Annotated in this window: 23 protein-coding genes; 7 read left to right on the top strand and 16 right to left on the bottom strand. The window is 71.3% G+C overall.

Annotated elements, in window-relative coordinates; genetic code table 11:
- Positions 1-4: 4 nt before the first annotated feature.
- Positions 5-628 carry a pyridoxamine 5'-phosphate oxidase family protein gene (locus ASG70_RS10120; protein ID WP_056883682.1) on the top strand — a complete coding sequence of 208 codons (624 nt, stop codon included), beginning with the start codon at positions 5-7 and terminating at the stop codon, positions 626-628.
- A 21-nt stretch (positions 629-649) separates the two neighbouring features.
- Here the strand turns inward: ASG70_RS10120 and ASG70_RS10115 are convergent, their stop codons facing one another.
- The 14 genes from ASG70_RS10115 to ASG70_RS10050 form a co-directional block, all read right to left on the bottom strand.
- Positions 650-892, bottom strand: a complete 243-nt coding sequence (locus tag ASG70_RS10115) for a hypothetical protein (protein ID WP_056883681.1) — start codon at positions 890-892, stop codon at positions 650-652.
- Entirely contained in the window at positions 892-1,737 is an 846-nt protein-coding gene (locus tag ASG70_RS10110; protein ID WP_056883680.1) for a GNAT family N-acetyltransferase, read from the bottom strand. Before ASG70_RS10110 ends, ASG70_RS10115 begins: the two co-directional genes overlap by 1 nt.
- Positions 1,738-1,835: 98 nt before the next feature.
- Positions 1,836-2,996, bottom strand: coding sequence for a flavodoxin-dependent (E)-4-hydroxy-3-methylbut-2-enyl-diphosphate synthase (gene ispG, locus ASG70_RS10105; RefSeq protein ID WP_056883679.1), 1,161 nt, complete (start codon positions 2,994-2,996; stop codon positions 1,836-1,838).
- 51 nt (positions 2,997-3,047) lie between these two features.
- Entirely contained in the window at positions 3,048-4,415 is a 1,368-nt protein-coding gene (locus ASG70_RS10100; protein WP_056883678.1) for an RIP metalloprotease, read from the bottom strand.
- Positions 4,415-5,671 carry a 1-deoxy-D-xylulose-5-phosphate reductoisomerase gene (dxr, locus tag ASG70_RS10095; protein WP_056883677.1) on the bottom strand — a complete coding sequence of 419 codons (1,257 nt, stop codon included), beginning with the start codon at positions 5,669-5,671 and terminating at the stop codon, positions 4,415-4,417. Before dxr ends, ASG70_RS10100 begins: the two co-directional genes overlap by 1 nt.
- A 21-nt stretch (positions 5,672-5,692) precedes the next feature.
- Positions 5,693-6,757, bottom strand: coding sequence for a DnaB-like helicase C-terminal domain-containing protein (locus ASG70_RS10090; RefSeq protein ID WP_082590446.1), 1,065 nt, complete (start codon positions 6,755-6,757; stop codon positions 5,693-5,695).
- A gap of 162 nt (positions 6,758-6,919) precedes the next feature.
- Positions 6,920-8,380 (bottom strand): NAD-dependent succinate-semialdehyde dehydrogenase, encoded by a 1,461-nt coding sequence (locus tag ASG70_RS10085; RefSeq protein ID WP_056883676.1) that lies wholly within the window; start codon positions 8,378-8,380, stop codon positions 6,920-6,922.
- Entirely contained in the window at positions 8,380-9,501 is a 1,122-nt protein-coding gene (gene speB / locus ASG70_RS10080; RefSeq protein WP_082590445.1) for an agmatinase, read from the bottom strand. Before speB ends, ASG70_RS10085 begins: the two co-directional genes overlap by 1 nt.
- 34 nt (positions 9,502-9,535) lie before the next feature.
- Positions 9,536-10,813, bottom strand: a complete 1,278-nt coding sequence (locus ASG70_RS10075) for a saccharopine dehydrogenase family protein (RefSeq protein WP_056883675.1) — start codon at positions 10,811-10,813, stop codon at positions 9,536-9,538.
- 5 nt (positions 10,814-10,818) lie between these two features.
- Complete coding sequence (locus tag ASG70_RS10070; RefSeq protein ID WP_056884128.1) at positions 10,819-11,610, bottom strand: ABC transporter permease; 792 nt, start codon at positions 11,608-11,610, stop codon at positions 10,819-10,821.
- On the bottom strand, positions 11,610-12,527 hold the full coding sequence (locus ASG70_RS10065; RefSeq protein ID WP_056883674.1) for an ABC transporter permease: 918 nt from the start codon (positions 12,525-12,527) through the stop codon (positions 11,610-11,612). Before ASG70_RS10065 ends, ASG70_RS10070 begins: the two co-directional genes overlap by 1 nt.
- Complete coding sequence (locus ASG70_RS10060; RefSeq protein WP_056884127.1) at positions 12,520-13,605, bottom strand: ABC transporter ATP-binding protein; 1,086 nt, start codon at positions 13,603-13,605, stop codon at positions 12,520-12,522. Before ASG70_RS10060 ends, ASG70_RS10065 begins: the two co-directional genes overlap by 8 nt.
- 75 nt (positions 13,606-13,680) lie before the next feature.
- Positions 13,681-14,904 carry a spermidine/putrescine ABC transporter substrate-binding protein gene (locus tag ASG70_RS10055; RefSeq protein WP_056883673.1) on the bottom strand — a complete coding sequence of 408 codons (1,224 nt, stop codon included), beginning with the start codon at positions 14,902-14,904 and terminating at the stop codon, positions 13,681-13,683.
- 96 nt (positions 14,905-15,000) lie between these two features.
- On the bottom strand, positions 15,001-16,479 hold the full coding sequence (locus ASG70_RS10050; RefSeq protein ID WP_235531434.1) for a gamma-aminobutyraldehyde dehydrogenase: 1,479 nt from the start codon (positions 16,477-16,479) through the stop codon (positions 15,001-15,003).
- A gap of 179 nt (positions 16,480-16,658) precedes the next feature.
- On the opposite strand from ASG70_RS10050, the gene ASG70_RS10045 reads away from it, so the two are divergent.
- From ASG70_RS10045 to ASG70_RS10020, 6 genes are read left to right on the top strand one after another with little or no spacing between them, the layout of a single operon-like run.
- On the top strand, positions 16,659-17,135 hold the full coding sequence (locus tag ASG70_RS10045) for an Lrp/AsnC family transcriptional regulator (protein WP_056883671.1): 477 nt from the start codon (positions 16,659-16,661) through the stop codon (positions 17,133-17,135).
- Positions 17,132-18,571, top strand: a complete 1,440-nt coding sequence (locus ASG70_RS10040; RefSeq protein ID WP_056883670.1) for an aspartate aminotransferase family protein — start codon at positions 17,132-17,134, stop codon at positions 18,569-18,571. Before ASG70_RS10045 ends, ASG70_RS10040 begins: the two co-directional genes overlap by 4 nt.
- A gap of 7 nt (positions 18,572-18,578) precedes the next feature.
- Complete coding sequence (locus ASG70_RS10035; protein ID WP_235531433.1) at positions 18,579-19,973, top strand: FAD-binding oxidoreductase; 1,395 nt, start codon at positions 18,579-18,581, stop codon at positions 19,971-19,973.
- Between the two features lie 58 nt (positions 19,974-20,031).
- Complete coding sequence (locus ASG70_RS10030) at positions 20,032-20,421, top strand: pyridoxamine 5'-phosphate oxidase family protein (protein ID WP_056883669.1); 390 nt, start codon at positions 20,032-20,034, stop codon at positions 20,419-20,421.
- Positions 20,422-20,445: 24 nt separating this feature from the next.
- On the top strand, positions 20,446-21,645 hold the full coding sequence (locus tag ASG70_RS10025; protein ID WP_056883668.1) for an LOG family protein: 1,200 nt from the start codon (positions 20,446-20,448) through the stop codon (positions 21,643-21,645).
- Positions 21,642-22,163, top strand: a complete 522-nt coding sequence (locus ASG70_RS10020) for a DUF1990 family protein (protein ID WP_056883667.1) — start codon at positions 21,642-21,644, stop codon at positions 22,161-22,163. Before ASG70_RS10025 ends, ASG70_RS10020 begins: the two co-directional genes overlap by 4 nt.
- A 66-nt stretch (positions 22,164-22,229) precedes the next feature.
- On the opposite strand, the gene purU is transcribed toward ASG70_RS10020, so the two are convergent.
- Together purU and ASG70_RS10010 are read right to left on the bottom strand one after the other, a co-directional pair.
- Positions 22,230-23,114, bottom strand: a complete 885-nt coding sequence (gene purU / locus ASG70_RS10015; protein ID WP_056883666.1) for a formyltetrahydrofolate deformylase — start codon at positions 23,112-23,114, stop codon at positions 22,230-22,232.
- A gap of 9 nt (positions 23,115-23,123) precedes the next feature.
- A complete protein-coding gene (locus tag ASG70_RS10010; RefSeq protein WP_235531432.1) occupies positions 23,124-24,329 on the bottom strand; it encodes a hypothetical protein in 1,206 nt (401 codons plus the stop codon).
- Positions 24,330-24,358 lie beyond the last annotated feature (29 nt).

Here is a 24,358-nt window from a genome sequence, read left to right as displayed (position 1 = left end):
CGCCATGACCGACGAGGGCCACCGCATCGAGTCCGTCGAGCAGCTGCGCGCGCTGGTCGGCGAGCCGCTCCCCCGGGTGCGCGACAAGGTGCGGACGTCCCTGCACGAGCTCGACCGCCAGTGGATCGCGGCCTCGCCGTTCTGCGTGGTGTCGACGGCCGGTGCCGACGGCCGCTGCGACAGCTCACCCAAGGGCGACCCCGCCGGCTTCGTGAAGGTCCTCGACGACACGACGCTGGCGCTGCCCGAGCGCAAGGGCAACAAGCGCGTCGACGGCTACCTCAACGTCCTGGAGAACCCTCACGTCGGGCTGCTGTTCGTCGTCCCCGGCCGTGGCGACACCCTGCGGGTCAACGGCAGGGCGCACCTGGTCTCGGACGCGCCGTGGTTCGACGAGATGGAGGTCGAGGGCCACCGGCCGGTCCTGGCCCTGGTCGTGGAGGTCGAGGAGGTCTTCTTCCACTGCGCCAAGGCGTTCATGCGCAGCAGGCTCTGGCACCCGGCCACCTGGGACCCCATGGCCGTGGGCTCGCGGCCGCAGATCGCCAAGGCGCTCGAGCGGCCCGAGGACTCCGTCGAGGAGCTCGAGCGCTACTACGGCGAGCAGTACTCCACCGGCCTCTACTGACTGCGCGGACGGGCCCGGGCCTCAGCGGGAGCGGAGGTGGCGCAGCCGCGCCCGCACGGCCAGGGCGGAGGTCGCCCCACCGAGGACGACGAGGACCACCCCGACCCACAGCCAGGTGCGCCCGGCCGGCTGGCTCCCCGGCACGACGACGAGGAACAGCCCGAACACGAGCAGCGATCCCGTGAACCACACCAGGACGTTGCCGACGGGCTCGCCGGGCGTGGGGCCGGCGTCCTCGGGCGAGCGGTCGGGGTCCTCGGGCATCAGAGCAGGACGGTCGAGAACGTGCCGACGTCCTCGAAACCCACGTGCCGGTAGGTCGCCCGGGCGCTGGCGTTGAAGTCGTTGACGTACAACGTCACCCACCGCGCCCGCGTGGCCATGACCTGCTCGACCACCGACGCCATGAGCGGCGCGGCGAGGCCTTGCCCTCGCAGGTGCGGCGCGAGCCACACGCCCTGGATCTGGGCGCAGCCGAGGGCCACCGAGCCGACGTCGGCCTTGAAGACCACGGCGCCCTCCTCGACGGCCACGAACGTGTGCCCCCGCTCGATGAGGGCCAGCAGGGCGGTGCGGTAGGCAGCACCGGAACCGGTGTAGGGCGGGTAGCCGATCTCGCCCTCGAACATGTGCGCCGCCGCGGGCATGACGAGGTCCACCTCGCCGACCCTGGCCGGCCGGACACGGGGGTCGAGCTCGACGCCGAGGCTGGAGGGGAGCTCCATCGCGCTCATGAGCGGCTGGTTGGACCGCACGGCCCGCGCCGGCCCCCACGACGGCGCCAGGTGGCGCCACAGCTCGGCCACCTGGTCGGCCGGGCCGAGGATGGAGGCGCAGTGGCGGCGCCAGCGACGCACCCGGTCGGCGAAGAAGGCGAGCTCGGTCTCGTCGGCCTCGACCGGCACGAGGTTGGCGCTCGACCAGCACAGCGCCTCGAGGCGGCCGTCGACCTTGTGCCCGAGCACCGTCCCCGGCTGGGTGGTCAGCACGCCCTCGAGCAGGCGTGCGGCGACGAAGACGTTGGCCGGCAGGTTGCGCGCACACAGCTCGAGGGCAGCATCACGCTCCGACGCAGTCAGGGCGTGGACCGGGTTGCGGGTGCGCAGCACGGAGCCAGCCTAGGGCGTGCGTGCCCCTGGTGCGGCGCCAACGACCGATGGGCTGCGGGGACGCTTCACCCGAGCTGCGTGAGGCACCCCTCCCGGACTCAGCCGACGGTGACGCTGGGGGCGCCGGCGCTCTCCTCGTCGACGGGCTCGCCCATCTCCTCGGCGATCCGCATGGCCTCCTCGATGAGGGTCTCGACGATCTGCGCCTCGGGGACGGTCTTGATGACCTCGCCCTTGACGAAGATCTGGCCCTTGCCGTTGCCGGAGGCGACACCGAGGTCGGCCTCGCGGGCCTCCCCCGGACCGTTGACGACGCAGCCCATGACGGCCACGCGCAGCGGGACGGTCATGCCCTCGAGGCCCGCGGTCACCTGGTCGGCGAGCGTGTAGACGTCGACCTGTGCACGGCCGCACGACGGGCAGGAGACGATCTCGAGCTTGCGCGGCTTGAGGTTGAGCGACTGGAGGATCTGGTTGCCGACCTTGACCTCCTCGACCGGCGGGGCCGAGAGGGAGACGCGGATGGTGTCGCCGATGCCCTTGGACAGCAGTGCCCCGAACGCGGTGGCCGACTTGATGGTGCCCTGGAAGGCCGGGCCCGCCTCGGTCACGCCGAGGTGCAGGGGCCAGTCGCCCCGCTCCGAGAGCAGCTCGTAGGCCTTGACCATGACGACGGGGTCGTTGTGCTTCACCGAGATCTTGAAGTCGTGGAAGTCGTGTTCCTCGAAGAGGCTCGCCTCCCAGACGGCCGACTCGACGAGCGCCTCGGCGGTCGGCTTGCCGTACTTCTCGAGGAGCCGCTTGTCGAGCGACCCGGCGTTGACGCCGATGCGGATCGAGACGCCCGCGTCCTTGGCGGCCTGGGCGATCTGCTTGACCTGGTCGTCGAACTGGCGGATGTTGCCGGGGTTGACCCGGACGGCCGCGCAGCCGGCGTCGATCGCGGCGTACACGTACTTGGGCTGGAAGTGGATGTCTGCGATGACCGGGATCTGGCTCTTGCGCGCGATGGCGGGCAGCGCGTCGGCGTCGTCCTGGCTCGGGCACGCCACCCGGACGATGTCGCACCCCGACGCAGTCAGCTCGGCGATCTGCTGCAACGTCGCGTTGATGTCGGTCGTGGGCGTCGTGCACATCGATTGCACCGAGATGGGGGCGTCGCCGCCGACCTCGACCTTGCCGACCTTGATCTTGCGCGTCTTGCGACGGGGCGCGAGGACGGGCGGGGGCAGGGCCGGCATACCGAGACCAACAGTCATGGATGCAGTATCTCCCAGCGGGTGGCGGAGGGTGTGTCCGGCCCCGCGACCTCAGCCGCCCAGGCTGATCGGCTTGACGACGTCGGCGTAGATCAGCAGCACCGACATGACGATGAGGACGCTGGACACGGCGTAGGCGACGGGCAGCGCCTTGGCGACGTCGACGTGACCCGGGTCGGGCCGGCCGCGCAGCTGCGCGAGGCGACGCTTGGCGCCCTCCCACAGCGCCCCGGCGACGTGGCCGCCGTCGAGCGGCAGCAGCGGCACGAGGTTGAAGACGAACAGCGCCAGGTTGAGCGAGGCCATGAGGCTGAGCAGGAAGACGAACGGGCTCATGCCCGTCTCGCCGCCGATCCACGGGATCTTGCCGGCCGTCGCGTCACCCGCCATGCGCCCGACGCCGACGACGGAGACCGGGCCGTTGGGGTCACGCTGGCCCGAGCCGAACGCGGCCTGCACGACGCCGACCATCTTCTGCGGGATCTTGAGGATGACACCGGCGGTGTTGACCAGCTGCTCCCCCACGAACCCGGGGACCGCCGTGATCGACTGCCGTTCGTAGCCCACGACCGGGCCGGACGAGACGCCCAGGAAGCCTGCGTCGATGACGACCGGCTGACCGCTGGCGTCGACGAGCGGCTCGCCGTCGGGACCGACCTGTTGGACGGTGTTCTTGATCGGGGTGGCGGTCAGGGTCTTCTCGACGCCGTGGCGCAGGACGACGAGCTGCACGGTCTGGCCGACCCGGGGCCGGATGAGGCGGCCGACGTCGGCGGTGCGCCTGATCTTCTCGCCGGCCACCGAGACGATCTGGTCGCCCGGCTGGACGCCGGCGGTGTATGCGGGTGTCTTGGGGTCCGAGGCGGCGCAGGTGGTCTTGGTGGCGGCGTCCTTGGCGCTGACGACGCACTCGGACACGGTCGCCACGCGCGCGCCGTCCTCGACGGTGGCGACGCCGTACATCGTGAGGATCCCTGTCAGGAGCACCACGGCGATGACGAGGTTCATCATCGGGCCGCCCAGCATGACGACGACCTTCTTCGGCACCGACAGCTTGTAGAAGACGCGGTCCTCGTCGCCGGGCTTGATCTCCTCGAGGCTGAGCTGGCGAGCCTCGTCGGCGAGCTGGGAGAACCGGCCGGTGCTCGAGACCCGCAGCGTGCCCGGCTTGTCGCCCGGCCGCGGCGGGAACATGCCGATCATCCGGATGTAGCCGCCGAGCGGGATGGCCTTGATGCCGTACTCGGTCTCGCCCCTGCGCCGCGACCACACCGTCGGCCCGAAGCCGACCATGTACTGGGTGACCTTGACCCCGAACTTCTTGGCGGGGACGAGGTGGCCGATCTCGTGCAGGCCGATGGACAGCCCCACGCCGAGCGCGACGAAGAGCACCCCCAGGACGAACAGCAGCACGGTCATCAGCGAAGCGCCCCCTCGGCGTCGGTCAGTCGTCCGGTCTCCAGGCCCAGCACCTGTCGCGCCCGGGCGCGGGCCCAGGAGTCGGCCCGCATCACGTCCTCAACGGTCAGGGACCCCGGATTGATCCCCGACGTGCTGGAGCCGGTCGACGAGCCGCCCTCGTCGGCGTGGTCGTGCACCACCCGCTCGACCGTGTCGACGATGTCGACGAACGAGATCCGGCCCTCGTGGAACGCGTCGACCGCGACCTCGTTGGCCGCGTTGTAGACGGCCGGGTGGGTGCCGCCGGCCGTGCCGACCTCACGGGCGAGCCGGACGGCGGGGAACGCCTCGTCGTCCAGCGGCTCGAACTCCCACGTCTGCGCCCGGGTCCAGTCGACCGGGACGTCGACGTCGGCGAGCCGCTCCGGCCACGACAGGCCCAGGGCGATCGGCACCAGCATCCGCGGAGGCCCCGCCTGTGCGATGGTCGAACCGTCGACGAACTCGACCATCGAGTGGATGATCTGCTGTGGGTGCACGACCACGTCGATCCGGTCGAACGAGATGTCGAACAGCAGGTGTGCCTCGATGACCTCCAGGCCTTTGTTGACGAGGGTGGCGGAGTTGGTGGTGATGACCCGGCCCATCGAGAAGTTCGGGTGGGCCAGCGCCTCCAGCGGCGTCACGTCGCGCAGCGACTCCCGCGAGCGCCCACGGAACGGCCCGCCGCTGGCGGTCACCACCAGGCGGCGTACCTCCTCGGGCCGCCCGCCGCGCAGGCTCTGCGCGATCGCCGAGTGCTCGGAGTCGACCGGCACGACCTGTCCGGGGGCGGCCGCCGCCTTGACCAGGGGGCCGCCGACGATGAGCGACTCCTTGTTGGCCAGGGCCAGCACCGAGCCCTCGGCGAGGGCGGCCAGCGTGGGCCGGAGCCCGATCGAGCCGGTGATGCCGTTGAGCACCACGTCCGCGCCGTACCCCGCTGCGGCGACCGCAGCGTCGTCCCCCACCACCACCTGGGGGCGGTACCCGGCGCGGCCGGCGCGGGCGGCGTACGCAGCGACCGCCTCGGCCACGCGCTCGTGGGTCCCGTGCGCCACGGAGACCAGCTCGACGTCGAACCGCACCGCCTGCTCCGCCACGAGGTCGAGGTTGGACCCCGCGGACAGGGCCACCACCCGGAAGCGGTCCGGGTTGCGGGAGATGACGTCGAGGGCCTGGGTGCCGATGGAGCCGGTCGAGCCCAGGACGGCGACGGAGCGCGGAGTGGTCACCGACCCATTGTCGCAGCAGGACTACTCGCGGAAGACGCGCTCCTCGATGAGCTGCTCCTCGACGATGCGTCCCTCGGGCTCGAACCGCCCCTGCTCGAAGCGCTTGCGGAACTCCATGGCGATCTGGTCGACGCCGCTGCGGTTCTTCTCGATCGACATCACCACCCACTGCCGGAAGCGCTCTGCGTTCTCGAGGTGGTAGACGAGGTGGTGCTTGGCCACGACGTCGTACTTGTCGTTGAGGATGAGGATGACGTCGGACTCGTAGGCCAGGGCGGAGGAGCCGCGCAGGTCGTTGACCCGCATCCGCTTGCCGGAGCCGAGGCTGCCCTTCTCGGCGGCGACGATGGCCAGCACCGGCACCTCGAACTCGAGCGCGAGGTCCTTGAGCCGCTCGACCACGACGGAGACCCGCTCCTCCTCGGTGCCGGTGAACCCGGCGACCGGCACCTTCTGGAGGTAGTCGACGAGGACGAGCGGCGGCTGCGCCTCGCTGCGCACGACGGCCTCGATGGTGGACCGGATCTCGTCGAGGGTGGTGTGCAGGCCGCTGGAGGTGTGGACGTGCAGGTGGTCGCCGTAGCCCTCCATCGCGGCGACGGCTTCCGGACCACCGGTCGCCGTCTCGAACCGCTCCCGCATCGAGTGGGCATTGCTGTGCCGGGCCTCGAACCGCTGCCTGATCTTGGTCAGGCTGATTCCTTCGGAGCCTGCGACCGCGCCGGCCTCGATGGCGAGCAGGCGCTCGAGGATGCTGTGCGCGTCGTGCTCGTAGGAGAAGTAGACGGCCGACCGGTGGGCGGTGAGGGCGTTGCGCAGCATCTGCAGCGCCATCGCCGTCTTCCCCAGGCCCTGGGGGCCACCGAGCAGGATGAGCTCACCCGACCGGAAGCCGCCGGTGAGGGCGACGTCGAGGGTCTCGAAGCCCGTGGGCCACACCCTCGCACCGGCCGCACGGCCCGTCCGCATCTTCTCGTCGGTCTCGTTGAGGACGTCCGTGAGCGACCGCAGGCGGGGGGCGGTACGGCTGTGCGGAGCGACCTCGGCAGGGGCTGCCGGGGCCTCCACGGGGTCGAGGCTGGTCATGGCACCGATTGAACCGCGATCGCCCGGCTGACGGGGGCAGTTCTGCCACATTCAGCCGGGCGATCTCGACAGGCGGGGGCCGAGCCAGGGCCTAGTCCCCGCAGGTCAGGTCCGGGTCACCTCAGGTCACCTCAGGTCAGGTCAGGGTCAGCTCACGTCAGCTCACGGGGCGATGCCGACGTAGGTGGTCTCGAGGTACTCCTCGATCCCCTCGAACCCGCCCTCGCGGCCGAAGCCGGACGCCTTGACGCCGCCGAACGGGGCGGCGGGGTTGGAGATGATGCCCTGATTGATGCCGATCATCCCGTACTCCAGCGCCTCGCTGACCCGGATGACCCGGCTGAGGTCGTTGGTGAACACGTAGGAGGCCAGGCCGTACTCCGTGCCGTTGGCGAGGTCGATGGCCTCCTTCTCGGTGCGGAACGAGGCGATCGGCGCGACGGGGCCGAAGATCTCCTCGGTCATCATCCGCGCGTCCTTGCGGACGCCGGTGATGACGGTGGGCTCGTAGAAGTAGCCACGCCCGGGAGCCGCCTTGCCGCCGGTGACGATGGTCGCGCCCTGGGCGCGGGCGTGCTCGACCAGCTCGGCCACGCCGTCGCGGGCCTTGCCGTCGATGAGCGGGCCGACGTCGACGCCCTTCTTGGTGCCCTTGCCCAGGGTGAGGGCGCCCATCCGCTTGGCCAGCCGCTCGGCGAAGTCGTCGACCACGCTCTCGTGCACGTAGAACCGGTTGGCCGCGGTGCAGGCCTCGCCGATGTTGCGCATCTTGGCGAGCATGGCGCCCTCGACGGCCCGGTCGAGGTCGGCGTCCTCGAACACGATGAACGGGGCGTTGCCCCCGAGCTCCATGGAGACGCGCAGCAGCTGCTCGGCCGACTGCTCGACCAGGCGGCGGCCGACGGCCGTGGAGCCGGTGAAGGTGAGCTTGCGCAGCCGCGGGTCACGGATGACCGGCTCGATGACGTCGCCGGTGCGGGTCGTGGTGATGACGTTGAGGACGCCGTCGGGCAGGCCGCACTCACGCAGCAGCTCGGCCAGGGCCAGCATCGTCAGCGGCGTCTGGCTGGCGGGCTTGACCACCATGGTGCAGCCGGCCGCGATCGCCGGGCCGATCTTGCGGGTGCCCATGGCGAGCGGGAAGTTCCACGGCGTGATCATCAGCGTGGGCCCGACGGGCTTCTTCATCGTGAGCAGGCGGGTGGCGCCGTTGGGGGCGGTCGACCAGCGGCCGCTGATGCGCACGGCCTCCTCGGAGAACCACCGGAAGAACTCGGCGCCGTAGGTCACCTCGCCCCGGGACTCGAGCAGGGTCTTGCCCATCTCGAGGGTCATGAGGGTGGCGAAGTCCTCGGCGCGCTCGGTGATCTTCTCGAACGCCGCGCGCAGGATCTCCCCACGGTCCCGGGGCGGCGTCGCGGCCCAGTCCCCTTGCGCTGCAACGGCTGCGTCGAGCGCGGCCTTGCCGTCGGCGACCGTGGCGTCGGCGACGTGCGCGAGGACGGACCCGCTGGAGGGGTCCTCCACCGCGAGGGTCGTGCCGTCACTGCTGTCGCGCCAGCGACCGCCGATGAACAAGCCCTTCGGGACGGACTCGACGAGCGACTTCTGGGTGGTGGCCATCAGGACTGCTCCTCCGTGGGTGCGTGGTCGTGAGCGTGGTCGTGCGGTTGGTCGTGCGTCTCGTGGGTGTGGTGGTGGCCCGGGATGTGGCCCTCGGGTATGGCGCCCGCGCGGCCCGCGAGCAGGGGCTGCGCCGGGTCCCACCGCGTCCCGTCGCGGGCGTCGCGCCGACGGCGGGCGATCGCCGAGAGCGCCTCGAGGACGACGCGGTTGGCGAGCGCGGCGGTGATGTCGGCGTGGTCGTAGGGAGGGCTGACCTCCACGACGTCGACGCCGACCACCGGCAGCTCGAGGCAGATCCTGCGCACCGAGTCGAGCAGCTCTCGCGCCGACAGCCCGCCCGGTTCCGGCGTGCCCGTCCCAGGCGCGTGCCCGGGGTCGCAGACGTCGATGTCGACGGAGAGGAAGACGCCCTCGCACTCGTCGGTGGCGATGGTGAACGCCTCGGTGAGGCACTCCTGCAGGCCGCGGTGGACGATCTCGGTCATTTCGAACGAGCGCATCTGCTGCCCGGCCATCCAGTCGAGCGTCTCCGGTGGCGGCCAGTAGCCGCGCAGCCCGACCTGGAGGAACCGGTCGCCGCGCAAGGCGCCGGACTCGATCAGCCGTCGCATGGGCTGCCCGTGACCCCACAGGGACCCGAACTCGATGTCGCCGGTGTCGGCGTGGGCGTCGAAGTGGATCATCGAGACGCGTCCGTGGCCCAGCACGTTGGCGACGCCCTTGGCGTCGGGGAAGGCGATGGAGTGGTCGCCCCCGAGCACGACTGGTATGGCGCCCGCCCGCGCCACCTTCTCGACCGCCGCCTCGAGCTTGGGCAGGGAGCGCTCGATGTCGCCGGAGTACATCTCGACGTCACCCGCGTCGAGGACCTTGAGGTCGACGAGGCCGTCGGTGCGCAGCGCCAAGGAGGGACGCGAGCCGTCGTGGGGCAGGTAGTCGGTCATCCGGATCGCCTGCGGACCGAAGCGCGTGCCGGGGCGGTGCGAGGTGCCGCCGTCGAAGGGCGCGCCCACGATGACGACGTCGGCGCCGGCATACGTGGACTCGTCGTCGAGGTCGCACCGGTCGACCCCGAGGAAGGTGAAGTCGGGACCGTACTGCTGCCCGTATCGCGTCATGGTCCGACCCTAGTCCGGTTGCGCCTCAACGGCTTCAGCGGTCCTCCATGCCCCAGGGCGACCCGTAGCCCTCGGGCTTCGGCGCCCCGAGCAGCTCCAGGAACGGCACCGCGTCGAAGGACTCCGGGCCCCTCACGCCTGCGCCCTTCCAGACCCCGGTGGCGATGAGCTCGAGGGCGACCACGGGGTTGACCGCGGTCTGCCACACCACGCACTGCGCGCCGTACTCGCGCATCGTGTCCTCGTTGTCGGACACGTGGTAGAGGTAGGTGCGCCGCGGGCTGCCGTCCTTGCCGGTGCCCGTGACCCAGAGCCCGGCACAGGTCTTGCCCTTCATGCGGGGGCCGATGGTCGCCGGATCGGGCAGGACCGCCGCGACGACGTCGCGCGGGGAGACCTGGACCCCCTTGACGCTGACGGGGTCGGTGCGGTCGAGCCCGAGCGTGTGCAGGGTGCGCAGGATGGTGATGAGCTCCTCACCGAGGCCGTACTTGAAGGTGACGCGGTCGGCGTCGACCCACCGCGGCATGAGCAGGACCTCCTCGTGCTCGACGTGCACGCACTCGACCGGCCCGATGCCCTCGGGGAAGTCGAAGACCTCGGGCTCGCTGAACGCCGGCAGGGTGAAGAACCCGGCCTCGACGTCACCGCCGGCCGCGGCCGCCCGGGCCTTCTCCCAGACCACGGGAGGGTTGAGGCACTCCTCGATGATCGTCCACATGGAGAAGCCCGGGGCGAAGGTCTCGTTGCCGTCCTCGTCGAGGACGGCAAGGTTGGCGCCGTCGCGGGTGCCGAGCTCCTCGATGTGGGAGAACAGGTGGTCCGCGGCATAGCGGGCGAAGACGTCGGAGAGGCCGGGCTCGACGCCCATGCCGAGCAGGGCCAACTGGCCGGCCGACTCCCACTCCCCCGCCATCGCGAACTGCTCGTCGCCGAGCTTGACCCCGACCTGGGAGCAGGGCTCCTGCGGGTGGCGCTGCGACAGGCTCATCGCCATGTCGAGGTAGCCGGCACCGGCTGCCAGCGCCCCGCGGAAGATCGGCATCACGAACCGCGGGTCGACGGCGTTGAACACGTGCGTCGCCCCGTGCTTGAGCGCCAGGGCCGCGACCGCAGCCCCGTCGGAGGCGTCGACCTGGTCTGCGACCAGCCGCGACTCGCCGTCCCGCCGGGACGAGGCCGCAGCCACCGTCGCCTTGGCCCGGGCGAGGTCGTAGTCGGCCACCACGAGGAGCTCGAAGAAGTCGCGCTCGACGGCGATGCGCGCGGCGGCATCACCGACGCCACCGGCGCCGATCATGAGGATGCGCATGGGGCCTACGCCTTCTTCGTCCTGCTGCGGGAGATGAGCTGGGCGGTGAGGACGATGCCCACCGACAGCACGAACATGACGGTGCCCACGACGTTGATCTGCACCGGCGTCCCGCGCTGCGCCGCTCCCCAGACGTACATGGGGAACGTGATCGAGCTCGGGCTCGCGTTGAAGTTGGTGATGATGTAGTCGTCGAAGCTGAGCGAGAAGGCGAGCAGCGCACCCGCAGCGATACCCGGCGCCACCAGCGGCAGCGTCACTTTGATGAAGGTGGCCAGCGGGGTGGCCCCCAGGTCGGCAGCAGCCTCCTCGAGCCTCGGGTCGAGCGACGCCACCCTCGCCTTCACGGCGACCACGACGAAGCTGACGCAGAACATGATGTGGGCGATGAGGATCGCGAGGGCACCGGTGGACAGGCCCATCGCGACGAAGAGCGTCAGCAGGCTCGAGCCCATGACCACCTCGGGCGTGGCCATCGGCATGAAGATCAGCAGGTTGGTCGTCGCCCGGCCACGGAAGCGGAACCGCCCCAGGGCGAACGCGACCATCGTGCCCAGGAGGGTCGCCACGAGCGAGGCCGTCACGCCGATGCGCAGGCTGAGTCCGAGCGAGTCGCAGATCCCCGGTGTGCCGCACGGGTTGGCCCACGCGTCGGTCGAGAACCGGACCCACTGGTAGTTGTACCGGCCGTTCGGCTTGTTGAACGCGAACAGCGCCACCACCACGTTGGGCAGCAGGAGGATGAACAGGGTGACCATCGCTGCGGCGGTCAGCAGGTGCCTCCGGACCCAGGCCATCACACCAGCTCCTCGGTGCCGGCCCGGCGCACATAGGCGGTCACCAGGCTGAGGATGAGGACAAGAAGGACGAAGGACAGGGCCGCCGCGAGCGGGTAGTTGAGCACCCGCAGGAACTGCGCGTCGATGACCTGGCCGATCATCACGGTCTGGGTGTTGCCCAGCAGCTTGGAGTTGATGTAGTCGCCTGCCGCCGGGATGAAGGTCAGCAGGGTGCCCGCCACGACGCCCGGCAGCGACAGCGGCCAGGTGATGTGGCGGAACGTCTCCCGGGGCGTGGCGTACAGGTCGCGCGCCGCCTCCAGCAGACGGCCGTCGAGGCGGTCCAGGGACGTGAACAGCGGCAGGATCATGAAAGGCAGGAAGTTGTACGTGAGGCCGCAGATGACCGCGAACTTGCTCGACAGCAGCGAGGAGTTCTCCGACAGGTTGAGCACTTGCAGGAGGTCCGTGAAGTGGATGGCCCGGGCGAACCGCGCCGGGAGGTAGTCGTCCGCCAGGATCGTCTGCCAGGCGAGCGTACGGATGAGGAAGCTGGTGAAGAAGGGGGCGATGACCAGGACGAGGAGGATGTTCTTCCACGCGCCACGCCGGCTCGCGATGAAGTACGCGAGCGGGTAGCCCAGCAGGAGTGCGAGGACCGTGGCCGTCGCGGAGTACCCGATGGACCGGAGCAGCTGGGGCCAGTAGTTCTGCAGCGCCTGGCCGTAGACGGCGACGTTGCCCGTGAAGGTGTAGCCGTTGTCGACGTCACCCTCCTGGAGGGACTGGGACGCCAGCGTGATCATCGGCACGACGAAGAACACGAACAGCCACAGCAGGCCCGGCAGCAGCAGGGCGTACGGGACCCAGTTGACCCGCGCCCTGCGAGCGGGGGGCCGCCCCGCGGACGGGAGGACGGCGCTTCCGCTACTCATCGTCCAGGTCCGCGCCGGCCGTGTCAGACTGACGCTGGTCGAGGACGAACTCGTGCCCCGGGTCCCAGGACATGGCCACCGTCTCGCCGACGTGGGCCCGAGCCGAACCGTCGTTCTGCTGCACCACCATGAGCTCAAGGTCCCACGGCATCCTGACGAGGTACTGGGTCGAGACCCCGGTGAAGGAAGCGTCGGTCACCACCCCTCGGAGGGTGTTGCGCCCGTCCTCCCCGAGCCGCAGCTTCTCTGGTCGCACGCCGACCCACACGTCCCGGATGCCCTCGGGCACCCGGTCGCGTCGCACCACGACCTCCTGGTCGTGGGTCCGGGCGCGCAGCAGACCCTCGCCGGCCTCGCCCTCGATCCGGGCCCGGAGCAGGTTGGACTGCCCCAGGAAGTTGGCGACGAAGGTCGAGGCCGGGTTCTCGTAGAGGGTCGCCGGGTCCGCGAGCTGCTCGACCACACCCTGGTTCATCACGGCGATGGAGTCGGCCATGGTCATGGCCTCCTCCTGGTCGTGGGTGACGTGGATGAAGGTCAGGCCGACCTCCTGCTGGATGCGCTTGAGCTCGATCTGCATCTGCCGGCGGAGCTTGAGGTCCAGGGCACCGAGCGGCTCGTCGAGGAGGAGGACGTCCGGGCGGTTGACGATCGCGCGGGCCAGCGCGACGCGCTGCTGCATGCCCCCCGAGAGCTGCGCCGGCTTCTTGCCGGCGACCGCCTGGAGCTGCACCAGCTCGAGCGCTTCCTGCGCCTTGCGCCTCGCGTCTTTGTCACCACGCCGCTTCAGCCCGAACGTGACGTTGTCCAGCACGGTCATGTGCGGGAAGAGCGCGTAGGACTGGAAGACGGTGTTGACGTTGCGCTTGTACGCCTTGAGGTCGGTGATGTCCCGGTCCCCGATGAGGATCTTGCCCGTGCTCGGGTCCTCCAGCCCCGCCACCATGCGCAGCGTGGTCGTCTTGCCGCAGCCGGACGGGCCGAGCAGCGCGAAGAAGCTGCCGGCGGGGACGGTGAGGTCCATTGGCTGCACGGCCGTGAACGTGTCGAACACCTTGCTCACGCCGACTAGGCGCAGGTCCTCGACGGTCGTCCGGAGACCTGGTCGCGGCTGGGCCGCGTCGGGGCTCTGCTGGAGCGTCTCCACCACGGCTCAGCCCGCCGAGAGGTCGGCGAAGGCCGCGCTGTACTTGGTCTCCTCTGCGGCGGTGAGCCCCCGGAACACCTGGGTGTTCGCGAGCGTCGCAGCGTCGGGGATGATCAGCGGGTTGCTCGCCACGCTGGGGTCCGCCTTCTGCAGCACCTCCTTGGTGCCCTGGACCGGGGAGATGTAGTTGACGTAGTCCACGACCTGCGCCATCACGGCAGGGTCGTAGTAGTAGTTGATGAGCGTCTCGGCATTCTTCTTGTGCTTGGCCATGGCCGGGATGACGAAGTTGTCCGACCAGAGCGTCGCCCCGGTCTTGGGCAGGACGTAGCCGAGCTTGGGGTTGTCGGCCTGGAGCTGGACGACGTCGCCGGTCCACGCCATGCACGCCGCCGTGTCGCCCGACGCGAGGGGCTTGGTGTACTCGTTGCCGGTGAAGCCCTTGATCTGGCCGGCGTCCTTCGCCTTCTTGAGCTCGTCGATCGCGGCGTTGAAGTCGGCGTCGGTGAAACTAGCGAGCTTCTTGCCCATCGCCATCATCACCAGGCCCACCGTGTCGCGCATCTCGGTCAGCAGGGTCACCTTCCCCTTGAGCGCGGGGTCGGTCAGCAGCTGGTCGATCGACTCGACCTTCTTGCCCCCGGTTGCCGCCGGGTTGTAGGCGATTCCGGCGAACCCGCTCTGCCACGGCAGGGAGTACAGGCGTCCCTTGTCGAACTCGACGTCCATCAGCGACGCGTCGACGTTCTTGTGGTTGGGGATGTTGCCGAGGTCGAACTTCTGCACGTAGCCCTGCCGGATGAGGCGGGCCACCATCCAGTCGGTGCTGCACCAGACGTCACGGCCGGTGTCCTTGCCGTCGGCGAGCAGCGGGCGGACCTTGGCGTAGAACTCGTCGTTGTCGTTGTAGTCCTCGGTGTAGTTGACCTTGATCCCGGTCTTCTTGGTGAACGCCACGAGGGTGGGCCGCGCCTGCGTCTTGTCGTCGACGTCGATGTACTCGGGCCAGTTGGACCAGTTCACGAGCTTCTCGCTGTCGGACATGTCCTGGGCCGCCTTGGCCGAGGGCGCGGCCGAGCCGGACCCCGAGGCAGTGGGGTTCTTGCCCTTGCTGCCGCACGCGGCCAGGGCCAGCGCGATGGCGCCGGCACCGCCGGCCATGGCCGTGCGCCGGGTGAGGACCCCTCGGGAGAGGGCGGCACGCAGGGCCAGGTTGTCGAGCTCGGTCATGGGGAGCCTCCGAGTGTCTGCCGGGCGGCGCTGCTGCCGCACGGCCGGGGTGGGATCAGGGGGACGGGTCGGTCGGGTGGGAGTGGGCTGCGTGGCTCAGCTCTCGATGTTCGCCATGACGTGCTTGATGCGCGTGTAGTCCTCGAAGCCGTACATGGACAGGTCCTTGCCGTAGCCCGACTTCTTGAACCCGCCGTGCGGCATCTCGGCGACGATCGGGATGTGGGTGTTGATCCACACGCAGCCGAAGTCCAGGGCCTTGGAGACCCGCATGGCGCGGCCGAAGTCCTTGGTCCACACGCTCGAGGCCAGGCCGTAGTCGACGCCGTTGGCCCAGCGGATGGCCTCCTGCTCGTCGGTGAAGCGCTGGACCGTGATGACCGGCCCGAAGATCTCGTCCTGGATGACCTCGTCGTCCTGGTTGAGCCCCGAGAGCACGGTCGGCTCGAGGAAGAACCCGTCGCCGAGGGCGGCCAGCCGCTGGCCGCCGGCGGCGACCGAGGCGTGGTCGGGCAGGCGCGACAGGAAGCCCTCGACCCTTTCGAGCTGGTTGCGGTTGTTGACCGGGCCGAGGAGCGCGTCCTCGTCGTCGGGCAGGCCGACCTTGGCCGAGCTCTTGGCGTACTCCCCCAGGGCCGCGACGAAGTCGTCGTGGATGTGCGGGGCCGCGAGCACGCGGGTGGCCGCAGTGCAGTCCTGGCCGGCGTTGAAGTAGCCCGCGACCGCGATCCCCTCGACGGCCGCCTCGATGTCGGCGTCGTCGAAGACGATGACGGGCGCCTTGCCACCGAGCTCGAGGTGGACGCGCTTCAGCCCGTGGCTGGCGCTCTCTGCGACCTGCATACCGGCGCGCACGGACCCGGTGATGGCGACCAGCGAGGGGGTGCGGTGCTCGACCACGGCCCGGCCTGTGTCGCGGTCGCCGGTGACGACGTTGAAGGTGCCCGGCGGCAGGAACTCGGAGGCGATCTCCGCCATGAGCAGGGTCGTCTCCGGCGTGGTGTCCGAGGGCTTGAGGACAATGGTGTTGCCGGCCGCGAGCGCGGGGCCGATCTTCCAGACGGCCATCATCATGGGGTAGTTCCACGGGGTCACCTGGCCGACGACGCCGATCGGCTCACGGCGCACCCAGCTCGTGTGGCCCTTCATGTACTCCCCCGCCGCGCGGCCCTCCAGCACGCGGGCGGCCCCGGCGAAGAACCGCAGCTGGTCCACCATGGGCGGCAGCTCCTCGCTCGCGGTGAGGGCGTGCGGCTTGCCGGTGTTCTCCGACTCCAGGCGGACGAACTCGTCGGCCCGCTTCTCGATCGCGTCGGCGAACTTGAGCAGCGCCTGCTGCCGCTCGCTGGGGGTCGTCTGCCCCCACTCCCCGAACGCCTTGTTGGCCGACGCGTAGGCGGCGTCGACGTCCTCGGCGGTCGAGACGGGGGCCTTGGCCACCACCTGGGCGGTGACGGGGCTGACGATGTCGGACGTGGCGTCCGTCTGCGCGTCGACGTACTGGCCGTCGATGAAGTTGCGCAGCCTGCGCGGGCTCGCGGGGCTCGCGGTCGCGGCCTCTGACGTGGCGGTCACTGACACTCCCATGCGTTTCGGGTACGGATTCCGTGTGGCTGCACTGTAACCGCACTACCGCTGATTCCACTAGGTTCTCGCCACGAGATTGCGGAAATCCACATCGAATTTACAAATTAGCAACCGATTCCGTAGCGCGGGGACTTGCGCCAAACGGCGGCGACCGACACCATGGCGGCGTGACCCGCACCCCCGGCAACGGCTCCGACGTGCGCCTCGACGACGTGTCGAAGGCGATCATCGAGCAGCTGCAGGAGGACGGGCGGCAGTCCTACGCCACGATCGCCAAGCGCGTCGGGCTGTCGGAGGCGGCGGTGCGCCAGCGCGTGCAGCGCCTCCTCGACCAGGAGGTCATGCAGATCGTCGCGGTGACCGACCCTCTCCAGGTGGGGTTCCGCCGCCAGGCCATGATCGGCATCCGCGTCGACGGGGACCTCACCCCCGTCGGCGACGCGCTGTCGGCCATGGACGAGGTCGACTACGTGGTCACCACGGCCGGGTCGTTCGACATCCTCGCCGAGGTCGTCTGCGAGGACGACAACGACCTGCTCGAGCTCCTGACCACCCGCATCCGCACGCTTCCCGGCGTGCAGACGACCGAGACCTTCGTCTACCTGAAACTCAACAAGCAGCACTACAACTGGGGTACCCGATGACCACTGAGCCCACCGCCGCCTACGAACCGTCCTCCGACCTGCGCACCCCGACCGGGGCGCTCTACTCCGAGGCGGCCCGTGACCACCTCTGGATGCACTTCACGCGGCACTCGGTCTTCGAGGACCGCAGCGAGGGCGGCCTGGCCCACAGCGTCCCCATCATCGTGCGCGGTGAGGGCCACAAGATCTGGGACGACCGCGGCAACGAGTACATCGACGGCCTGGCCGGTCTGTTCGTCGTGCAGGTCGGCCACGGGCGCGTCGAGCTCGCCGAGGCGGCCGCCAAGCAGGCCAAGGACCTCGCGTTCTTCCCCCTGTGGTCCTACGCCCACCCGCGTGCCATCGAGCTCGCCGAGCGCCTCGCAGCGGGCGCGCCCGGCGACCTCAACCGCGTCTTCTTCACCACGGGCGGCGGCGAGGCCGTCGAGACGGCGTGGAAGCTCGCCAAGCAGTACTTCAAGCTCACCGGCAAGCCGACCAAGCACAAGGTCATCAGCCGCGCGGTCGCCTACCACGGCACCCCGCAGGGCGCGCTGTCCATCACCGGCATCCCGGCGGCCAAGGAGATGTTCGAGCCGCTCGTGCCCGGCGCCTTCAAGGTCCCCAACACCAACCTCTACCGCGCGCCGGAGCACCTGCGCGAGGACGAGAAGGCGTTCGGCCGCTGGGCCGCCGACCGCATCGCCGAGGCCATCGAGTTCGAGGGTCCCGACACCGTCGCCGCCGTGTTCCTCGAGCCGGTGCAGAACTCCGGTGGCTGCTTCCCGCCGCCGCCCGGCTACTTCGAGCGGGTCCGCGAGATCTGCGACGAGTACGACGTGCTGCTCGTCTCCGACGAGGTCATCTGCTCGTTCGGCCGCATCGGCTCCATGTTCGCGTGCGACGACTTCAACTACGTGCCCGACATCATCACCTGCGCGAAGGGCATGACGTCCGGGTACTCCCCCATCGGCGCGATGATCGCCAGCGACCGGTTGTTCGAGCCGTTCAAGAAGGGCACCAACTACTTCCCGCACGGCTACACCTTCGGTGGCCACCCGGTCAGCGCCGCCGTGGCGATGGAGAACCTCGACATCTTCGAGCGCGAGGGCCTCAACGACCACGTCAAGGAGAACGCCCCGCGGTTCCGGGCGACCCTGGAGAAGCTGCTCGACCTGCCGATCGTCGGCGACGTCCGCGGCGCCGGCTACTTCTACGGCATCGAGCTCGTCAAGGACAAGGAGTCGCGGGAGACGTTCAACGACGAGGAGTCCGAGCGGCTGCTGCGCGGCTACCTGTCCAAGGCCCTGTTCGACGCCGGCATCTACTGCCGCGCCGACGACCGTGGCGACCCGGTCATCCAGCTCGCGCCGCCGCTGATCATCGGCCAGCCCGAGTTCGACGACATCGAGAGCCGGCTGAGGTCCGTCCTCAAGGACGCCGAGCAGCACCTCTGAGCCCGTCGTGACCCTGCCCCTCTGGTCGGAGGGTGCGGGCGAGCAGGCCCCGTACGCCAGCGCACCGGACTCCCCGGTGCCGGCGGACGGGGCCGACTCGTCCGACCTGCCCTCCCACGCCGACGTCGTCGTCGTGGGAGGCGGCTTCACCGGCCTCTGGACCGCGCACTACCTGCTCCTCGCCGACGCGTCGCTGTCGGTGGTGGTCCTCGAGGCCGAGCACGTCGGCTTCGGTGCCAGCGGACGCAACGGCGGCTGGGTGTCGGCGCTGTGGCCGGTCGGCCCCGACACCCTCGCCCGCGCCCACGGCCGCGCGGCGGCAGCGGCGATGCTCGCCGAGCTCCGCGACACCGTCGACGAGGTCGGTCGGGCGTCGGCAGCGGCTGGCATCGACTGCGGCTACCACCGCGGCGGCAGCGTGGTGCTCGCGCGCTCGGCCGCCCAGGTGTCCCGGGCGAGGGCGGAGGTCGCCCATGCCGACGACTGGGCCACCGGCACGCAGTGGCTCGATGCGGCGCAGGCGCGCGAGCGCCTCGCCGCCTCGTCGGTGCTGGGGGCCACGTTCACGCCGTACTGCGCCCGCGTCCACCCGCGACGCCTCGTCGACGGCCTCGCGGCCGCCGTCCGGCGGCAGGGAGCCGACCTCCGGGAAGGGGTCCGGGTCGCGACGATCGAGCCCGGCCGGGTCGGCCTCGTCGGGGGTGGGCAGGTCAGCGCGCGGCACGTCATCCGCGCCACCGAGGGGTGGACCCCGGGACTGCCGGGGCACCGCCGCACGGTCGCGCCCGTCTACTCGCTCATGGTGGCCACGGCACCGCTGGCCGCGTCGACGTGGGGCGAGATCGGGCTGGCCGACCGCGAGGTGTTCGCCGACCACCGCCACGTCATCATCTACGGCCAGCGGACCGTCGACGACCGCCTCGCGTTCGGGGGACGCGGCGCCCCCTACCACTTCCGGTCGCGCATCCGACCCGAGTTCGACCACGACGCAACGGTCTTCGCCGACCTGCGTGCCACGCTGACCGGCCTGCTCCCCCAGCTCGACGGGGTCGAGTTCACCCACGCGTGGGGAGGTCCGCTCGGCATCGCCCGCGACTGGCACCCCTCCGTCGGCCACGACCCGTCGACGGGCCTCGGCTGGGCGGGGGGCTACGTCGGGGACGGCGTGGCGGCGAGCAACCTGGCCGGCCGCACCCTCGCCGACCTCGTCCTCGGGCGCCGTACGCCCATCACCGAGCTGCCGTGGGTCGGGCACCGCAGCCGGCGCTGGGAGCCCGAACCCGCCCGCTGGGTCGGCATCAACGCCGGGCTCCGCCTGGCCCACCTCGCGGACGCGGAGGAGGCGCGCACCGGACGGCCTGCCCGGCTGGGGCGGCTGCTGTCCGCGGTGACGGGCCACTGAGTCGCGGGCCCGCCGGGCGGGGCCGGCACCGTACCGACCCGGCTGGCAGACTCGGCCCGTGTCCACGCCCCCCGCCGAGCTGTCGGCCGCCGCGCTCGAGTTCGTCGCCGTCCGTCACCTCGCCACGCTGACGACACTGCGCCCCGACGGCTCGCCGCACGTCGTGCCGGTGGGGTTCACCTGGGACCACGAGGCGCTCGTGGCGCGCGTCATCACCAGCGGGTCGAGCCTCAAGGCCCGCAACGCCGCCGCCGGCACGCGGGCCGTGCTGTGCCAGGTCGAGGGCCGCCACTGGCTGTCGTTCGAGGGCCCGGCGCGGGTGCTCGACGACCGTGCGTCGGTTGCCGACGCGGTGCAGCGGTATGCCGCCCGCTACCGCGTGCCCCGCGACAACCCCGAGCGGGTCGTGATCGAGATCGCCGTCGACCGCGTCCTCGGCAACCTCTGAAGGGCGCACCCGTAGGGTCAGGGCATGACGGCCGAGGGCAGGGACAGGCACCGTGAGGTGGAGAGCCTCGCCGCCCTCGACGCGCTCCTGGCGTCGGGGCGCCCGCTGCGCGGCCTGCGGCTGCAGGACCTCGACCTGACCGGCCGTGAGGCGGCCCTCCTCGCGCGGACCGACGTCGAGGGCCTCGTGGTGCTCGGGGGCCGGATGTCAGAGTCCCTCGACGCGCACTTGCGGGCCCACCACGCCCTGGTCTTCCCCACCGACCCCCATGCGCCGGTGGACCCCTACCGCGCGAGCCTCTACTCCCCGCTCGAGCTCTACCGCGGACTGGCCGACCGCGGCTATGCCGCGACGCCCGACGCGCGGGCCTACCGCTGGGCCAGGGAGGCTGCGGTTCACCACGATGCCTTCGTGACGCTGCTGCGCGCCATCCACGACGACTCGGTCACCGACGCCCTGGACGAGTTCGTCGACGGGCGGCCCGTCGTCGGGGTGATGGGTGGCCACGCACTCGAACGCGGCCGCGCGGCCTACGCGGACGCCGCCCAGCTCGGCAGGACGCTGGCCCGGGCCGGTCTAGTCGTCGCGACCGGCGGCGGGCCCGGGGCCATGGAGGCGGCCAACCTGGGCGCCTACGCCACCCGGGACGACGACCTCGAGGACGCCCTGGCGCGGCTGGCGGCGGTGCCGTCGTTCCGGGACGACGTGGGCCGGTGGGCGCAGCTGGCCCTCGAGGTGCGCGAAGGCCTGGGCCCGGGGTCGGGCCGCAGCCTCGGCATCCCCACCTGGTTCTACGGCCACGAGCCCCCGGGCGTCTTCTGCGACGGCATCGCCAAGTACTTCTCCAACGCCCTGCGCGAGGACGGCCTCCTCGCGCGGTCGACCCACGGCCTGGTCGTGCTCGAAGGTGCGGCCGGCACCGTGCAGGAGGTCTTCCAGGCGGTGACCCCGCTGTTCTACGCCCTGCCCGGGGCGACCCTCCCGCCGCTGGTGCTGGTCGGCCACGAGTACTGGACCGACACCGTCCCCGTGTGGACGGCGGTGACCGCGCTCGCCCGTGGGCGGGACATGGACGGCGTGGTGCACCTCGTCGACAGCGTGCAGGAGGCCGCCGACGTCGTGACCGCCCGACTGTCGGGCGCCGACGCCGCGAGCGCCGGACCCGCGGGTGTTGACGCTCCGACGGGTGACCAGCCCACCCCCACCCGAGAGGCCCTCCCGTGAAGCTCGCCGACCTGGCCCACCTGCCGCTCACCTACGCGCCGCAGGGGCTCACCCTCGACGGGCCGCTGCCGGCCGGTTTCCACCACCTCGCGGTGGAGCGCCGCATCGGGGCGGGCGACGCGGCCTACGCCCGGGCGGCCGCGGCCCTCATGCACTGGGCGCCGCAGCGCGGGATCGGGCTGCGGCCCGTGACCACGGCTCGCCGCGCCGCGACCGGGGTGGAGATCCTGAGCCGCCTGGTGGTCCTCCCCGTGCCCTGCCGCGTCGTCTGGACCGTCGAGGACTCCCGGCGCACCGGTTTCGGCTACGGCACGCTCGCCGGCCACCCCGAGAGCGGGGAGGAGGGCTTCCTCGTCGAGCGCCGCGGCGACGACGTGTATGCCGTGATCCGCGCCTACGCCCGCCCGGCCACCCTGCTCACCCGGCTCGGAGGCCCGCTCACCTGGGTGGGCCAGCGCGTCGCCGCCCAGGGCTACCTGCGCGCCCTCCAGCACGCCGCCGACGACCGCCCCCGGTAGCCGCGATCCCGCTAGCGCGACCCCGTCACCGGACGCCGTCACCGGACACGGTGGCCGGTCGGCGCCTCAGTCGAAGACGATGGTGCGGCGGCCGCGCAGGACCACGCGGTGCTCGGCGTGCCAGCGCACGGCCCGGGCGAGCGCCATCGCCTCGAGCTCCTGCCCCACGGAGGCGAGCTGCGCCGGGCTCATGCGGTGGTCCACGCGCCGGAAGTCCTGCTCGATGATCGGCCCCTCGTCGAGGTCGGCCGTGACGTAGTGCGCGGTGGCGCCGATGACCTTGACGCCACGGTCGTGGGCCTGGGTGTAGGGCTTGGCTCCCTTGAAGCTCGGCAGCAGGGAGTGGTGGATGTTGATGACCCGGCCCGGCAGGTCTGCGCACAGCTCCGCGGACAGGATCTGCATGTAGCGCGCGAGGACGACGGTGTCCGCCTCGTAGCGGGCGATGAGCTCGCGCAGCTCCTGCTCCGCCGCCGGCTTGGTCGCGCGAGTGACGGGGACGTGGTGGAAGGGCACGCCGTGCCACTGCGCCAGCCCGCGGAAGTCCTCGTGGTTGGACACGATGGCGGGCACCTCGATGGGCAGCGAGCCGCTCTCCACCCGGAACAGCAGGTCGTTGAGGCAGTGCCCCTGCTGGCTCACCATGACCAGGACGCGGGGCCGGCGCGCGAGGTCGTGCACGGCGTACTCCATGGCGAACCTGCCGGCGACGTCGCGCAGCGCCGCGTCGACGTCGTCCACCGCGATCGGGTCGCCCTCGCGCACGAGGTGCATGCGCAGGTGGAACTCCCCCGACGTGGCGTCGGCGAACTGCTGGCTGTCCAGGATCGTCAGGGCGAGCTCGAGCACCACGCCGGAGACCGCGTGGACGATGCCTCGGCGGTCGGGACAGGAGACGGTGAGGACGAACTCGCGTCCGGGCTCGGGGGCGGTGGGGGCGCTCTGCTGCACGCGCCCAGCCTAGGGGCGGGTCACCAGCACGATGCCGAGGCACATCTCGTCGGTGGTGCCCTCGCCCCAGACGACGTAGCGCTCGGGGACTCCCTGCAGCGCCGGCAGCCGGTCGCGCAGCGACTGGTCGTGGCGGCAGGTGACGGTCAGGGTGTCCCCCGGCACCAGGTGCACGGCGGGTGACACCGGCCGGCTGCCCTGGTTGTCGAAGTCCCAGACGGGCAGGTCGAGGATCGTGCGGGCACCTGGCTTGCCGTGGTTGACCTCGACCGTGATGCTCCGCCCCAGCAGGTGCATGTGGCCGGCGACCGCCCGGACCGTCTCGGCCCGGCGCACCGTCCTCGTGCACGACTGGGTGGCCGAGGCCCGGATGGGGCCGCACAACAGGTGGAGGGCTTCGGCCGCGAACCCCGCCTCGGCACCGAACCGGCGCTGGACGTCGGCGACCGCCGACGCGCGGTCGCACAGCGGGCCGGTGCGGCCCGGGCGGCACGGCAGCTCCACCGGGCCGGGCAGCAGCACCGTCTGCAGCGCCGTGCGCGTGCCGTCGTCCGCCGCAACCCGCAGGCGCGCCCCACTGAGGTCTGGGTCGTGCCCGGCCAGGAGGTTGTAGTGCACCTGCATGACGATCCGCGAGCCCGCCTCGACCGGCAGGCCGAGGTCCTTCGGCAGCACCTGCTCACCGCCGCCCGGGGCCCATGCCCCCAGCCAGGGCGCGTCCTCGAGGCCGCTGCCCTGGCTCTCGATGCCGGTGCCGCCGAAGCAGGTCCAGCCCTGCCCCGGCTGGGCCGCGTCGACGGCCTCGGCGCGCGCCACGGCGCCCGGGGGCACCCGGAAGAGGATCACGTGGTGGACCACCTTGGGGTTGCCCGGCAGGACGTCGATGCCCGTGACCACCGACGGTGCCGTGATGCCGGGGTCGAGCAGGAAGCAGCGGTAGTCGTCGGTGCCCGGGGCGGCCGGTGCCTTGGGGGTGTACGCCGCGGGCATCCGTACCGTGACGAGGCGCTCGCCCGGGCGCAGCGGCGCCGAGGGATGCGTCGGCTGCCCGGAGCCGTGGCCGTCGGTGTGACCCGACGCGCCGGACGACGTGACCGGCGCTGCGTTCCCCGGCCGACCCGCGCCGGCGTCCGTGCCGCCGGTCTGCGCGCCGGCGCACCCGGCCAGCAGGAGGGCGGCTGCGGCGAGGGCGGCCGCTGCGCGACGAGGGCTCACCTCACGAGTGTAGGCACGCCCTCCCGGCG

Source organism: Phycicoccus sp. Soil748, from assembly GCF_001428025.1.
GTDB lineage: Bacteria > Actinomycetota > Actinomycetes > Actinomycetales > Dermatophilaceae > Pedococcus.
Note: the sequence above shows the minus strand (reverse complement) of the source record. Positions and strands in the feature narration are given on the sequence as shown.